Source organism: Pseudomonas azerbaijanoccidentalis, assembly GCF_019145495.1.
GTDB classification, from domain to species: domain Bacteria; phylum Pseudomonadota; class Gammaproteobacteria; order Pseudomonadales; family Pseudomonadaceae; genus Aquipseudomonas; species Aquipseudomonas azerbaijanoccidentalis.
Genome location: NZ_JAHSTU010000004.1, coordinates 294,913 through 308,073, shown reverse-complemented (window position 1 = coordinate 308,073; position 13,161 = coordinate 294,913). Strand labels below are relative to the sequence as shown.

Sequence of the window (13,161 nt, the reverse complement as noted above, 5' to 3'; positions counted from 1 at the left end):
TTCGTGTGGTCGTCCGGCCAAAAGCCGGGTTAGACTCCGTGGTCCTGCCCAACTCGCTCAGTGATGCTTTCCGATGCTTGAACAGTACGTCAAAAAGATCCTCACCTCGCGCGTTTACGACGTCGCCGTAGAAACCCCATTGCAGTCTGCCCGCCAGCTATCCGAGCGGTTGGGCAACGATATCTGGCTCAAGCGTGAAGACTTGCAGCCGGTGTACTCGTTCAAGATTCGCGGCGCCTATAACAAGCTGACCCAGCTGAGCGATGAAGAGCGTGCTCGCGGTGTGGTCACCGCTTCAGCGGGCAACCATGCGCAAGGCCTGGCCCTGGCGGCCAAGGTGTTGGGCGTGAAAGCGACCATCGTCATGCCCAAAACCACCCCCGAGATCAAGGTCGAAGGCGTGCGCTCGCGCGGCGGCAAAGTGGTGCTGCACGGTGATTCTTTCCCGGAAGCCCTGGCCTACTCGCTGAAGCTGGTCGACGAAAAAGGCTACGTCTACATTCACCCTTACGACGATCCCCACACCATTGCCGGGCAGGGCACGGTGGCCATGGAGATTCTGCGCCAGCACCCGCAGCCATTGGACGCGATTTTCGTCCCGGTGGGCGGTGGCGGCCTGATTGCCGGTATCGCGGCGTACGTGAAATACCTGCGTCCGGACATCAAGGTCATCGGCGTCGAGCCGGACGACTCCAACTGCCTGCAAGCGGCCATGGCCGCGGGCGAGCGCGTGGTGCTGCCGACCGTGGGTATTTTTGCCGACGGCGTGGCGGTGGCCCAGATCGGCCAGCACACCTTTGATATCTGCAAAGACTACGTCGATGAAGTGATCACCGTCAGCACTGACGAAATCTGCGCGGCGATCAAGGATATCTACGACGATACCCGTTCGATCACCGAGCCTGCCGGCGCCTTGGGCGTGGCGGGGATCAAAAAGTATGTCGAGCAACGCGGCGTCAGCGGGCAGACCTTCGTCGCCATCGACTCCGGCGCCAACGTCAACTTCGACCGCCTGCGCCACGTCGCCGAGCGCGCGGAGCTGGGCGAGGGCCGCGAAGCGATCATCGCCGTGACGATCCCCGAGAAGCCGGGCAGCTTCAAGGCGTTCTGCGAGGCCATCGGCAAGCGCCAGATCACCGAATTCAACTACCGCTACAACACCGGCAGCGAAGCGCACATCTTTGTCGGCGTGCAGACGCACCCGGAAAACGACCCGCGCAGCGCATTGATCGCCAGCCTGAGCGAGCAAGGTTTCCCGGTACTGGACCTGACCGACAACGAACTGGCCAAGCTGCACATCCGCCACATGGTCGGCGGTCGCGCGGCACATGTCGTTGATGAAGTGATCCTGCGTTTCGAATTCCCGGAGCGTCCGGGCGCGTTGTTCAACTTCCTCAACAAGCTCGGCGGGCGCTGGAACATCTCGATGTTCCATTATCGCAACCATGGCGCGGCCGATGGTCGTGTGGTCGCGGGCCTGCAAGTGCCTCACGAGGAGCGTCATCTGGTGCCGGCGGCGCTGGAAGAAATCGGTTACCCATACTGGGACGAAAGCGACAACCCGGCCTATCAGCTGTTTCTGGGCTGAGCGGCTACGCTGATGGGCAAGGCATAAGGAAATCGAACCATGGAAACGTTAACCGCCCTGAAAATGGCGCACATGGTGGCAACGGTGGTGTTGCTGCTGAGTGCGCTGGGCCTGGCTATCTGGGTCTGGCGCACGCGACGTAACGGCGACGCGACGGCGGGCAGCCGCACCTTGCAGCGGCCGCGGGTGTTTATCTGGCTGTTGATGGGGCTGGCGTTGCTGAGCATGCCGTTCACCGGCTGGTGGATGGTGCACCTGGTGGGCTGGCCATTGGGGCAAACCTGGTTGCTGGCATCCAGTGTGCTGTACACCTTGGCGGCATTGGCGTGGTTCTGGCTGCTGGTGCGGTTGAACAAACTGCGCAAGGCACCGGGTGGCGTGGGCAAATTCACCTTTACCTTGGCGTTGTTCAGCTTCGTGTGTTTTATCGCCATCGCCGGGTTAATGGGCGCCAAACCGGTTTAACCCGAAAAGATCGCAGCCTGCGGCAGCTCCTACAGGAAAACGCATTCCCCTTGTAGGAGCTGCCGCAGGCTGCGATCTTTTGATCTTCAGTCGCGCAGACTGATTACCGGCCAGCCGCGCTTCTCGGCTTCGGCCCGCAGGTTCGGATCGGGATCGACGGCCACGGGATTCGCCACCTGCTCCAGCAACGGCAAATCATTCATCGAATCGCTATAGAAGTAGCTGTCCTCGAGATTGTGCCCGGTCTCTTCCAGCCAGCGGTTTAAGCGTGTCACCTTGCCTTCGCGGAAACACGGCACGTCGGTGCTGCGCCCGGTGTAGCGACCGTCCTGCATTTCGCACTCGGTGGCGATCAGGGTTTCGACGCCCAGACGCTCGGCAATCGGCCCGGTGACGAAGCGGTTGGTGGCGGTGATGATCACCAGTTTGTCGCCAGCGGCCCGGTGCTTGGCCAGCAGTTCGATGGCCTTGGGCAGCATGATCGGCTCGATGCAGTCGCGCATATAGTCGCTGTGCCACAGGTCCAGCGTGGCCATTTCGGTGCGGCCGAGGACCTCCAGGCAGAAGTTCAGGTAAGCGGCGTTGTCCAGCTTGCCCGCCAGGTAGTCCTGATAAAACTCGTCGTTGCGAGTCTTGTAGGCGATGGGGTCGAGGAAGCCGCGTTCACACAGGTAATCCCCCCAGGCGTGGTCGCTGTCGCCGCCCAGAAGCGTGTTGTCCAAGTCGAATAAAGCCAGCCGCATTGCAGTTACTCGCTGAAAAGTCTGTAGAAAGGTGTCCAGAATACGGACTTTTCACAAGAGTGCACATAAGGTTGGCCGGCGCGTTGCTGCCTTCACAACCTTTGTGGAACAATGCGGCGACATGCGTTTGCGAGGTTGTTGCCGTGATCGACCCCGATGGTTTCCGTCCTAATGTCGGGATCATTCTCACGAATGATGCCGGCCAGGTGCTATGGGCTCGCCGAATCAATCAAGATGCCTGGCAGTTTCCTCAAGGTGGGATCAACCCTCAGGAGACGCCGGAAGACGCCTTGTACCGCGAGCTGAACGAAGAAGTGGGCCTGGAGCGCGAAGATGTTGAAATACTCGCCTGCACCCGGGGCTGGTTGCGCTATCGTTTGCCGCAACGTCTGGTACGTACCCACAGCCAACCGCTGTGCATCGGCCAGAAACAAAAATGGTTTCTCCTGCGCCTGATCTCCAACGAGCAGCGGGTGCGGATGGATTTGACCGGTAAACCGGAATTCGATGGCTGGCGCTGGGTCAGCTATTGGTATCCGTTGGGCCAGGTGGTGACATTCAAGCGCGAGGTGTATCGACGCGCCCTAAAAGAGCTTGCCCCGCGCCTGTTGGCGCGCGACTGACGACGGAGTTCGACCCCGAGCCATGCTCAATACGCTGCGCAAGATCGTCCAGGAAGTTAACTCCGCCAAGGATCTCAAGGCGGCGTTGGGGATTATTGTGTTGCGCGTCAAAGAGGCCATGGGCAGCCAGGTCTGCTCGGTCTACCTGCTTGATCCCGAGACCAACCGTTTCGTGCTGATGGCCACCGAGGGCTTGAACAAGCGCTCGATCGGCAAGGTCAGCATGGCGCCCAATGAAGGTCTGGTCGGCCTGGTCGGCACGCGTGAAGAACCCCTGAACCTCGAAAACGCCGCGGACCACCCGCGCTACCGCTATTTCGCCGAGACCGGTGAAGAGCGTTACGCCTCGTTCCTCGGTGCACCGATCATTCACCACCGCCGCGTCGTCGGCGTGTTGGTCATCCAGCAAAAAGAGCGTCGCCAGTTCGACGAAGGTGAAGAAGCCTTCCTCGTGACCATGAGCGCGCAGCTTGCCGGCGTTATTGCCCACGCTGAAGCCACCGGCTCGATCCGTGGCCTGGGTCGTCAGGGCAAGGGCATTCAGGAAGCCAAGTTCGTCGGCGTGCCGGGCTCACCGGGGGCGGCAGTCGGTACCGCGGTGGTCATGTTGCCACCGGCCGATCTGGACGTGGTCCCCGACAAGACCATCACCGACATCGACGCTGAACTTGGGCTGTTCAAAACCGCCATCGAAGGCGTGCGCGCCGACATGCGTACGTTGTCGGCCAAGCTCGCCACCCAGTTGCGCCCGGAAGAGCGGGCGTTGTTCGACGTCTACCTGATGATGCTCGACGATGCCGCGCTGGGCAGCGAAGTCACCACCGTGATCAAGACCGGTCAGTGGGCGCAGGGCGCCTTGCGTCAGGTGGTCACCGATCACGTCAACCGTTTCGAACTGATGGACGATGCGTACCTGCGTGAGCGTGCGTCGGACGTCAAAGACCTCGGTCGCCGGTTGCTCGCCTACTTGCAGGAAGAGCGCCAGCAAACGCTGGTCTACCCCGACAACACCATTCTGGTCAGCGAGGAACTGACGCCGGCGATGCTCGGCGAGGTGCCCGAAGACAAGTTGGTGGGTCTGGTGTCAGTACTGGGTTCGGGTAACTCCCACGTCGCGATCCTGGCCCGGGCCATGGGCATTCCGACGGTGATGGGCCTGGTCGACCTGCCGTATTCCAAGGTCGACGGCATCGGCATGATCGTCGACGGTCATCGCGGCGAGGTCTACACCAACCCCAGCGACGTGCTGCGCAAGCAGTTCGCCGAAGTGGTGGAAGAAGAGAAACAGCTGGCCCTGGGCCTCGATGCGCTGCGTGATCTGCCGTGTATCACGGTCGATGGTCACCGCATGCCACTGTGGGTCAACACCGGCCTGCTCGCGGATGTGGCGCGCGCGCAGAAGCGCGGTGCCGAAGGCGTTGGTCTGTACCGCACCGAAGTGCCGTTCATGATCAACCAGCGTTTCCCGAGCGAAAAGGAACAACTGGCGATCTACCGCGAGCAACTCGCCGCGTTCCACCCGCAACCGGTGACCATGCGCAGCCTGGACATCGGCGGCGACAAGGCGCTGTCGTACTTCCCGATCAAGGAAGACAACCCGTTCCTCGGCTGGCGCGGTATTCGCGTCACCCTCGACCACCCGGAAATCTTTCTGGTGCAGACCCGCGCGATGCTCAAGGCCAGCGAAGGCTTGAACAACTTGCGCATTCTGCTGCCCATGATCTCCGGCACTCACGAACTCGAAGAAGCTTTGCACCTGATCCACCGGGCCTGGGGTGAAGTACGCGATGAAGGCACCGATGTGCCGATGCCACCAATTGGCGTGATGATCGAGATTCCGGCCGCTGTTTATCAAACCAAGGAACTGGCGCGGCAGGTGGATTTCCTCTCGGTTGGTTCCAATGACCTGACCCAGTACCTGTTGGCCGTTGACCGCAACAACCCGCGAGTGGCCGACCTCTACGACTACCTGCACCCGGCGGTGCTCCAGGCCCTGCAGAACGTGGTGCGTGACGCCCATGCCGAAGGCAAGCCAGTGAGTATCTGCGGCGAGATGGCCGGTGATCCGGCGGCGGCAGTGCTGTTGATGGCGATGGGCTTCGACAGCCTGTCGATGAACGCCACCAACCTGCCGAAAGTGAAGTGGATGCTGCGCCAGATCAACCTGAGCAAGGCCAAAGAGTTGCTCGCCGAGCTGATGACCATCGACAACCCGCAAGTTATCCACAGCTCGCTGCAATTGGCGCTGAAAAACCTTGGGTTGGCGCGGATGATCAATCCGGCGGCGGTCAAGCCCCTTTAAAAAGATCGCAGCCTGCGGCTCCTACAGAATGACGCATACGTCTGTAGGCGCTGCCGCAGGCTGCGATCTTTAGATTTTGATTTCCACTTCCCCAAGATGCCCGCCATACGGTCCGAAACTCCTTTCGACCATGTGCCGCGTGCCATCCGCCTGCACAATCAGCGCTGTACTCGCCCGCGTCCCATAACTCTGGCTGGCAATGAACACGCTCGACAACAGCGTCTCGGTCGCCAATCCCACGCCGGTGTCCGGCAATTCGGCAAACGGCGCGGTCTGCGGATCACTCAGTAGCGCCAGCAGCGCCTGAGGCTGTGGATCGTCCAGCACTTCACTCAAGGCAGCCCTGGCCTTGAGCAATTTCGGCCACGGCGTATCTAGCCCTGCGTTCGAAAGCCCATAAACCCCCGGTGGCAGCATCACCGCTTCCGATTCCCGGGCATTGAAGTGCCACAGTTCATTTTTGTTGCCAACCAGTAGGTTAAACCCGCCATATTCCGGCGAACGCGCGACAATGTCGGGCAAATAGTCATCAATTGAAACGGCACCGGTGAGAAACTGCGCCACCAGTTCGCCCCGGGACTTTCGACCTGGCGGCCGGTGGGGGTCGCGAATATTGGTCAGCGCTGCAAAGCGCCCGTGGGCACCGACACCGAGCCAAGTGCCGCCTGCCTCAAGGTCGCGCCCGGCATGGACGTGCGGTGCTTCGGGCCATGATGCCAGCGGCAGGCTCGGGCGGGCATAGAACTCGTCGCGGTTGGCTGCGACGATCAGCGGCTGGGCATGGTCCGGTCGCCAGGCAAAGACAATCAGGCACATAAGGTGATCCTTGTGTGTTTTTTTGCCCACTCTACGCAGTCAACGTGCGGGTATCCATCGCCATCCAGTGGAGCCCGATGCCATGCATCCGTTACCATGCCGCTCCGGTTTTGGGGTTGGGTGGGGAAGCAACATGGAATTTCTGCTCTATCTGGCGCTCGGCGCCTGTGCCGGGGTGTTGGCCGGGTTGTTCGGCGTGGGCGGCGGCATCATCATTGTTCCGGTGCTGGTGTTCAGCTTTACCTTGCAAGGTTTCGACGCGTCGATCCTGACCCACCTCGCCGTGGGGACATCGCTGGCCACGATCATTTTCACGTCGGTCAATGCGGTGCGCGAGCATCACCGCCGCGGCGCCGTGCGCTGGCCGATTTTCGTCTGGATGACGGTCGGTATCCTGATCGGTGCCGGTTTCGGGGCACTGACCGCCGAGGCGATCTCCGGGCCTAACCTGCAAAAGATCATCGGTGTGTTTGCCCTGGTGATTGCCGTGCAACTGGCGCTGGACGTCAAACCCAAGGCCAGCCGAACGGTGCCGGGTAAGTTCGGTCTGACCGTGGCCGGCAGTGTGATCGGTTGGGCTTCAGCGATTTTCGGCATCGGCGGCGGCTCGTTGACCGTGCCGTTCTTGACCTGGCGCAGCGTACCGATGCAGCAGGCCGTGGCCACGTCGTCGGCCTGCGGCCTGCCTATCGCTTTGGCAAGTGCATTAAGTTTCATGATTCTGGGCTGGCACGATCCGTTGTTACCGGCCCATAGTCTCGGTTTTATTTATTTACCGGCGCTGCTGGGCATTGCCCTGACCAGCATGGTTTTTGCCCGCCTCGGCGCGCGACTGGCCCACAGGCTGTCGCCAAAGTTGCTGAAAAGGCTGTTTGCCGCTTTGCTGTTCTGCGTTGGCCTCAGTTTCCTGCTCTGACGTGCGGCACAATCCTGGCTTAATCCTGAGGTGGCAGCGTCGCCCGGGAATTGATTTGAACTCATGAGGAGTCGCAATGCTGCCTTACCCGCAGATCGACCCGGTGGCCCTGGCCATCGGTCCGCTGAAAATCCACTGGTACGGTCTGATGTACCTGATCGGCATCGGCGGCGCCTGGCTGCTGGCGTCCCGCCGGTTGAACCGCTTCGACCCGACCTGGACCAAGGAGAAACTCTCCGACATGGTGTTCTGGATGTCGATGGGGGTGATTGTCGGTGGTCGCCTGGGTTACGTGTTGTTCTACGATCTGAGCGCCTATATCGCCAACCCGCTGCTGATCTTTGAGGTGTGGAAGGGTGGCATGTCGTTCCACGGTGGTTTCATCGGCGTGATGCTGGCAGCCTTGTGGTTCGGAAAGAAGAACAACAAGTCGTTCTTCCAGCTGATGGATTTCGTTGCACCGATGGTGCCGATCGGCCTGGGTGCGGGGCGCATCGGCAACTTCATCAATGCCGAGTTGTGGGGCAAGGCGACCGACGTTCCGTGGGCGATGGTCTTCCCGACAGACCCGGCGCAACTGGCGCGTCATCCGTCGCAGTTGTATCAGTTCGCCCTCGAAGGCGTGGCGCTGTTCCTGATCCTCTGGCTGTTCTCGCGCAAGCCGCGGCCAACCATGGCGGTATCGGGGATGTTCGCGCTCTTCTACGGCATCTTCCGCTTCATCGTCGAATTCGTCCGCGTGCCGGACGCACAACTGGGCTATCTGGCCTGGAACTGGCTGACCATGGGTCAGGTGCTGTGCGTGCCGATGATCCTCGGCGGGCTGTTCCTGATCTGGCTGGCGTATCACCGCGCCCCGGCGACTCCAGCGGCAGCTGTATAAAATTCGAACCCCGCAGCGATGGCTGCGGGTTCAAGGACACAGGTAACTCATGAAGCAATATCTCGAACTGGTCGCCCACGTCATCAAGAATGGCACCAAGCAAGCCAACCGCACCGGCGTAAACACCATCAGCTTTCCCGGCGCGATGCTGCGGTATGACCTGCAGGAAGGTTTCCCGGCGATCACCACGCGCAAAATGGCGTTCAAATCGGCCATCGGCGAGATGTGCGGATTTCTGCGCGGCGTGAACAACGCGGCCGAATTCCGTGCCTTGGGCTGCAAGGTCTGGGACCAGAATGCCAACGAAAACGCCCAGTGGCTGGCTAACCCGTTCCGCCAGGGTGAAGACGATCTCGGTGAAATCTACGGTGTGCAATGGCGCAAATGGCCGGCGTACAAGCAGATCCCGCTCAGCAACCCGGCCGCCATCGAGCAAACCCTGAAGCAAGGCTACCGCCAGATCGCCGAAGGTGAAGAAAACGGCCAGGCCTACGTGGTGCTGTACAAAGCCATCGACCAGGTTCGCCAGTGCATCGACACCATCATCAAGGACCCGGGCAGCCGCCGCATCCTGTTCCACGGCTGGAACTGCGCTCAGCTTGATGAAATGGCCCTGCCGCCGTGCCATTTGTTGTACCAGTTCCACCCGAATGTCGAAACCAAGGAAATCTCCCTGACCCTCTACATCCGTTCCAACGACCTGGGCCTGGGCACGCCGTTCAACCTCACCGAAGGCGCCGCACTGCTGAGCCTGATCGGTCGCCTGACCGGCTACACGCCGCGCTGGTTCACCTATTTCATCGGTGACGCCCATGTCTACGAAAACCACCTGGACATGCTCAACGAACAGCTCAAGCGCGAGCCGTTCCCGATGCCGAAACTGAAGATTTCAGATCGCGTACCGGAATTTGCCAAGACTGGGGTGTATCAGCCGGAATGGCTGGAACTGGTTGAGCCGAGCGACTTCTCGCTGGAAGGCTACGAACACCATGCACCCATGACCGCGCCGATGGCGGTGTGACAATCTGCACGCAATACCCTGTGGGAGCTAGCCTGCTAGCGATAGCGACGGCACATCCAACAATGATGTGACTGAAAAACCGCTATCGCCAGCAGGCTGGCTCCCACATTGGTTTCTGCGGTGGGGTCAGTGGCCGTGACTTCTCCCGACATGTGAATGCTCAACCTCCGTCGCCACAACCCCGCCACTCACTTCCAAGCGCTGCAAAATCCCGCATTGATCGACATCCGGCCCTTCGCCACAGCGTTGGCGCAGGTCGAGCAGTTGCGCCTGCAAGGCCAGTAACCCGTCGATCCGCGCTTTCACGTGGTGGATGTGCTCGTCGATCAGCGCATTGACGTTTTCGCATTGGTCCTGCGGGCTGTCACGAAGCGCCAGCAGGCTGCGGATTTCTTCGAGGGTCATGTCCAGGGTGCGGCAATTGCGGATGAAGGTCAGGCGTTCGGCGTGGGCCTGGGTGTAGACGCGGTAGTTGCCGTCGCTGCGGGCTGGCTCCGGCAGCAGGTTTTCGCGCTCGTAGTATCGGATGGTTTCTACGGCGCAATCGGTGAGTTTCGCCAGTTCTCCGATCTTCATGACGATAATCTCCAAAAGGGTGCTTGACCCTATAGTGGCTACAGGGTCTTTACTTGGCAACAGGTACTCTTATGGACGCGACCAATGAGCGATTCCCTGCACACCCACAAATCCGACGACGCTTGCTGCAGCAGCAAGCTCAAACCCGTGACGAAACACGTACATGCGGGTCATGGTGATGCCTGCTGTTCGTCGAAGGCGGCAACGCCGGCGCTGGTCCAATTGAGCGAAGCACCGAGTGCCGATGCGCGGGTGAGCCTTTTCCGTATTGAGGCAATGGATTGTCCGACTGAGCAAACGCTGATTCAGAACAAACTAAGCAAACTGACCGGTGTGCAGCAGCTGGAGTTCAATCTGATCAACCGTGTGCTGGGCGTGACCCACAACCTGCCGGGCACGGCGCCGATCATCGAGGCCATCAAATCCCTCGGCATGCAGGCCGAGCCGCTGGAGCAGGGCGCTGAAGCACCGGCGTCCGCTCCCGAGAAAAAACCATGGTGGCCACTGGCGCTTTCCGGCGTCGGTGCGTTGGTGGCCGAAGTGATTCACTTCACCAGCGCTGCGCCGAACTGGGTGGTGGCGGTGATCGCACTGGTGTCGATTCTCAGCGGTGGCCTTGGCACTTATAAAAAGGGCTGGATCGCCCTGAAAAACCGCAACCTGAATATCAATGCCCTGATGAGCATTGCGGTGACCGGTGCGATTCTGATCGGCCAGTGGCCGGAAGCGGCCATGGTGATGTTCCTGTTCACCGTCGCGGAGTTGATCGAAGCCAAATCGCTCGATCGTGCACGCAACGCCATCAGTGGCTTGATGCAGATGTCGCCGGAACAAGCGACGGTGTTGCAGGCTGATGGCAGCTGGGTCACGCAGGACGTGAAGGCCATCGAGCTCGGTGCCCGGGTGCGCGTTCGCCCCGGTGAGCGCATTGCCCTGGATGGTGAAGTGTTGGCGGGTAACTCGACCATCGATCAGGCGCCGATCACCGGCGAAAGCCTGCCCGTGGAAAAAACCATGGGTGACAAGGTGTTCGCCGGCACCATCAATCAGGCCGGTTCGCTGGAGTACGCGGTGACAGCGGCAGCCAACAATTCGACCCTGGCGCGGATCATCCACGCGGTCGAGCAAGCCCAGGGCGCACGGGCACCGACCCAGCGCTTTGTCGACAGTTTCTCGACAATCTACACGCCGGCGGTATTCATCCTGGCGTTGGCCGTCGCCGTCATCCCGCCGTTGTTCATGAATGCGCTGTGGTTTGACTGGATCTACCGCGCCTTGGTGTTGCTGGTCGTCGCCTGCCCTTGTGCCTTGGTGATTTCCACGCCGGTGACCATCGTCAGCGGCCTGGCCGCGGCGGCACGCAAAGGGATTCTGGTGAAGGGCGGCGTCTATCTGGAAGGCGGCTATAAGCTCGATTACCTGGCGCTGGATAAAACCGGGACGATCACCCACGGCAAACCGGTACAGACCGATTACCTGTCGCTGGACCCCACCGCCGATGCCTCAGCCCCGGCGATTGCCGCGGCGCTAGCCGGGCGTTCGGATCACCCGGTATCGCTGGCCATCGCCCTTGCGGCTGTGGATAAACAATACGCACCACTCGCTGTGGATAACTTCGAAGCCCTTGGCGGGCGCGGAGTGCGCGGCGAAATCAACGGGCAGCTCTACCATCTGGGCAACCATCGTCTGGTTGAAGAGCTGGGTCTGTGCTCGCCGGCGCTGGAAGAGAAGCTGTTTGCCCTGGAGAAACAAGGCAAGTCAGTGGTGCTGCTGCTCGACTCGTCCGGTCCGCTGGCGCTGTTCGCCGTGGCGGACACAGTAAAAGAGTCCAGCCGCGAAGCGATCCAGCAGTTGCACGAGTTGGGCATCAAGACCCTGATGCTCACCGGCGATAACGTTCACACCGCCCAAGCGATTGCCGCGCAAGTCGGGATCGACGAAGCCAAGGGCGATTTGTTGCCCACCGACAAATTGCAGGCCATTGAAGCCCTGTATGCGAAGGGGCATATCGTCGGGATGGTCGGTGACGGCATCAACGATGCGCCGGCGCTGGCCCGTTCCGAAATCGGTTTCGCCATGGCCGCCGCCGGCACCGACACCGCCATTGAAACTGCCGATGTCGCCTTGATGGACGACGATCTGCGCAAAATCCCGGCATTCATTCGCCTGTCGCGCCAGACGTCGAGCATTCTCAAGCAGAACATTGCCTTGGCATTGGTCATCAAGGCGATCTTTCTTGGGGTAACCTTCGCCGGGCTCGCTACCATGTGGATGGCGGTGTTCGCCGACATGGGCGTGAGTTTGCTGGTGGTGTTCAACGGTTTGCGCCTTTTGCGCAAGTAAGGATGAGGGACGGTTGTGCTGAGTGCCGAGCTGAAGGCGTTTTACATGGTGGCCCGCCTGGGCAGCATTACCCAGGCTGCCAAGAAGCTTGGCCTGAGCCAGCCGACGGTGACGACCCAGATCCGCAACCTCGAAAGCCAGTATTCGGTGGAGCTGTTTTACCGTGGCGGTCGGCGTCTTAATGTCAGTGATGAAGGGGCGCGGCTGTTGCCGATGGTAAAGGCGCTGATGCAGCAGGAAGCCGACATCGAGTTTTTTCTGCGTAACAGCGGTCAGGTCCAAGGCACATTGCGCATTGCCGCGACGGCGCCGTATTACATTCTCGACCTGGTAAAAACCTTTCGCGAGCGTCTGCCGCAGGTTGAGGTGTCGGTGGAAATCGGCAACTCCCAGCAAGTGCTCGAAGCGCTGGAGGAGTACCGCGTGGATGTCGCGGCGTCCTCGCAGCTACTCGATGATGCCCGGCTGATCCGCCGGGTGCTTGGCAGCGATCCGCTGGTGCTGGCGGTGCATCGCAACCATCCGCTGGCTGTGCATGATCATGTGCCGTTGAGCGCGCTCGCCGGGCATACCTTGTTGATGCGCGAATCGGGCTCGACCACCCGACGTTTGACCGAAGAACTGCTGGCCAGCGCTGGGGTGAGTTTCGGTCCGTTGCTGGAGATCGGCAGTCGCGAGTCGATCCGCGAAGCGGTGCTGCGCAACATTGGCATCAGCCTCATTGCGCGTCAGGAAGTGCCGCACGATCCGCAGCTGCGGGTGCTGACCATCGAGAATGCGCCGTTGCTGCCGGAGTATCTGTATTGCCTCAAAGAGCGCAAGAACGCGCGGCTGCCGGCGGCGTTCCTGGGGTTGGCGCAGGAGATGTCTCCGGCTTGAAGATCA

12 protein-coding genes are annotated in these 13,161 nt (G+C 60.7%); 9 read left to right on the top strand and 3 right to left on the bottom strand.

Annotated features, from left to right (window positions below):
- Nucleotides 1–73 precede the first annotated feature (73 nt).
- A complete protein-coding gene (gene ilvA, locus KVG88_RS15580; RefSeq protein WP_150701802.1) occupies nucleotides 74–1,588 on the top strand; it encodes a threonine ammonia-lyase, biosynthetic in 1,515 nt (504 codons plus the stop codon).
- 39 nt (nucleotides 1,589–1,627) lie between these two features.
- Nucleotides 1,628–2,053: a DUF2269 domain-containing protein gene (locus tag KVG88_RS15575; protein ID WP_217871967.1), complete on the top strand. Its 426-nt coding sequence runs from the start codon at nucleotides 1,628–1,630 to the stop codon at nucleotides 2,051–2,053.
- An 86-nt stretch (nucleotides 2,054–2,139) separates the two neighbouring features.
- Here KVG88_RS15575 and KVG88_RS15570 read toward each other — a convergent pair whose 3' ends face one another.
- Nucleotides 2,140–2,796 carry a histidinol-phosphatase gene (locus KVG88_RS15570; RefSeq protein ID WP_150701800.1) on the bottom strand — a complete coding sequence of 219 codons (657 nt, stop codon included), beginning with the start codon at nucleotides 2,794–2,796 and terminating at the stop codon, nucleotides 2,140–2,142.
- A gap of 143 nt (nucleotides 2,797–2,939) precedes the next feature.
- On the opposite strand from KVG88_RS15570, the gene KVG88_RS15565 reads away from it, so the two are divergent.
- Both KVG88_RS15565 and ptsP read left to right on the top strand, forming a co-directional pair.
- Nucleotides 2,940–3,419 carry an RNA pyrophosphohydrolase gene (locus tag KVG88_RS15565; protein WP_007897732.1) on the top strand — a complete coding sequence of 160 codons (480 nt, stop codon included), beginning with the start codon at nucleotides 2,940–2,942 and terminating at the stop codon, nucleotides 3,417–3,419.
- A gap of 22 nt (nucleotides 3,420–3,441) precedes the next feature.
- Nucleotides 3,442–5,721: a phosphoenolpyruvate--protein phosphotransferase gene (gene ptsP, locus KVG88_RS15560; RefSeq protein WP_150701799.1), complete on the top strand. Its 2,280-nt coding sequence runs from the start codon at nucleotides 3,442–3,444 to the stop codon at nucleotides 5,719–5,721.
- A gap of 69 nt (nucleotides 5,722–5,790) precedes the next feature.
- On the opposite strand, the gene KVG88_RS15555 is transcribed toward ptsP, so the two are convergent.
- Nucleotides 5,791–6,537 (bottom strand): NRDE family protein, encoded by a 747-nt coding sequence (locus KVG88_RS15555; RefSeq protein WP_150701798.1) that lies wholly within the window; start codon nucleotides 6,535–6,537, stop codon nucleotides 5,791–5,793.
- Nucleotides 6,538–6,670: 133 nt separating this feature from the next.
- Here KVG88_RS15555 and KVG88_RS15550 point away from each other — a divergent pair, with 133 nt between their 5' ends.
- From KVG88_RS15550 to KVG88_RS15540, 3 genes are all read left to right on the top strand, one after another.
- Nucleotides 6,671–7,453, top strand: coding sequence for a sulfite exporter TauE/SafE family protein (locus KVG88_RS15550; protein WP_150701797.1), 783 nt, complete (start codon nucleotides 6,671–6,673; stop codon nucleotides 7,451–7,453).
- 76 nt (nucleotides 7,454–7,529) lie between these two features.
- Nucleotides 7,530–8,336, top strand: coding sequence for a prolipoprotein diacylglyceryl transferase (gene lgt / locus KVG88_RS15545; protein WP_150701796.1), 807 nt, complete (start codon nucleotides 7,530–7,532; stop codon nucleotides 8,334–8,336).
- A 49-nt stretch (nucleotides 8,337–8,385) separates the two neighbouring features.
- Nucleotides 8,386–9,357, top strand: coding sequence for a thymidylate synthase (locus tag KVG88_RS15540; RefSeq protein ID WP_217871966.1), 972 nt, complete (start codon nucleotides 8,386–8,388; stop codon nucleotides 9,355–9,357).
- A gap of 126 nt (nucleotides 9,358–9,483) precedes the next feature.
- On the opposite strand, the gene cadR is transcribed toward KVG88_RS15540, so the two are convergent.
- The gene (gene cadR, locus KVG88_RS15535) at nucleotides 9,484–9,933 is read right to left on the bottom strand and encodes a Cd(II)/Pb(II)-responsive transcriptional regulator (RefSeq protein WP_217871965.1); all 450 of its coding nucleotides are present in this window, start codon (nucleotides 9,931–9,933) and stop codon (nucleotides 9,484–9,486) included.
- Nucleotides 9,934–10,017: 84 nt separating this feature from the next.
- Between cadR and KVG88_RS15530 the strand changes: the two genes are divergently transcribed.
- The gene (locus tag KVG88_RS15530) at nucleotides 10,018–12,276 is read left to right on the top strand and encodes a heavy metal translocating P-type ATPase (protein WP_217871964.1); all 2,259 of its coding nucleotides are present in this window, start codon (nucleotides 10,018–10,020) and stop codon (nucleotides 12,274–12,276) included.
- Nucleotides 12,277–12,291: 15 nt separating this feature from the next.
- Nucleotides 12,292–13,155: a LysR family transcriptional regulator gene (locus KVG88_RS15525; protein WP_217871963.1), complete on the top strand. Its 864-nt coding sequence runs from the start codon at nucleotides 12,292–12,294 to the stop codon at nucleotides 13,153–13,155.
- Nucleotides 13,156–13,161 lie beyond the last annotated feature (6 nt).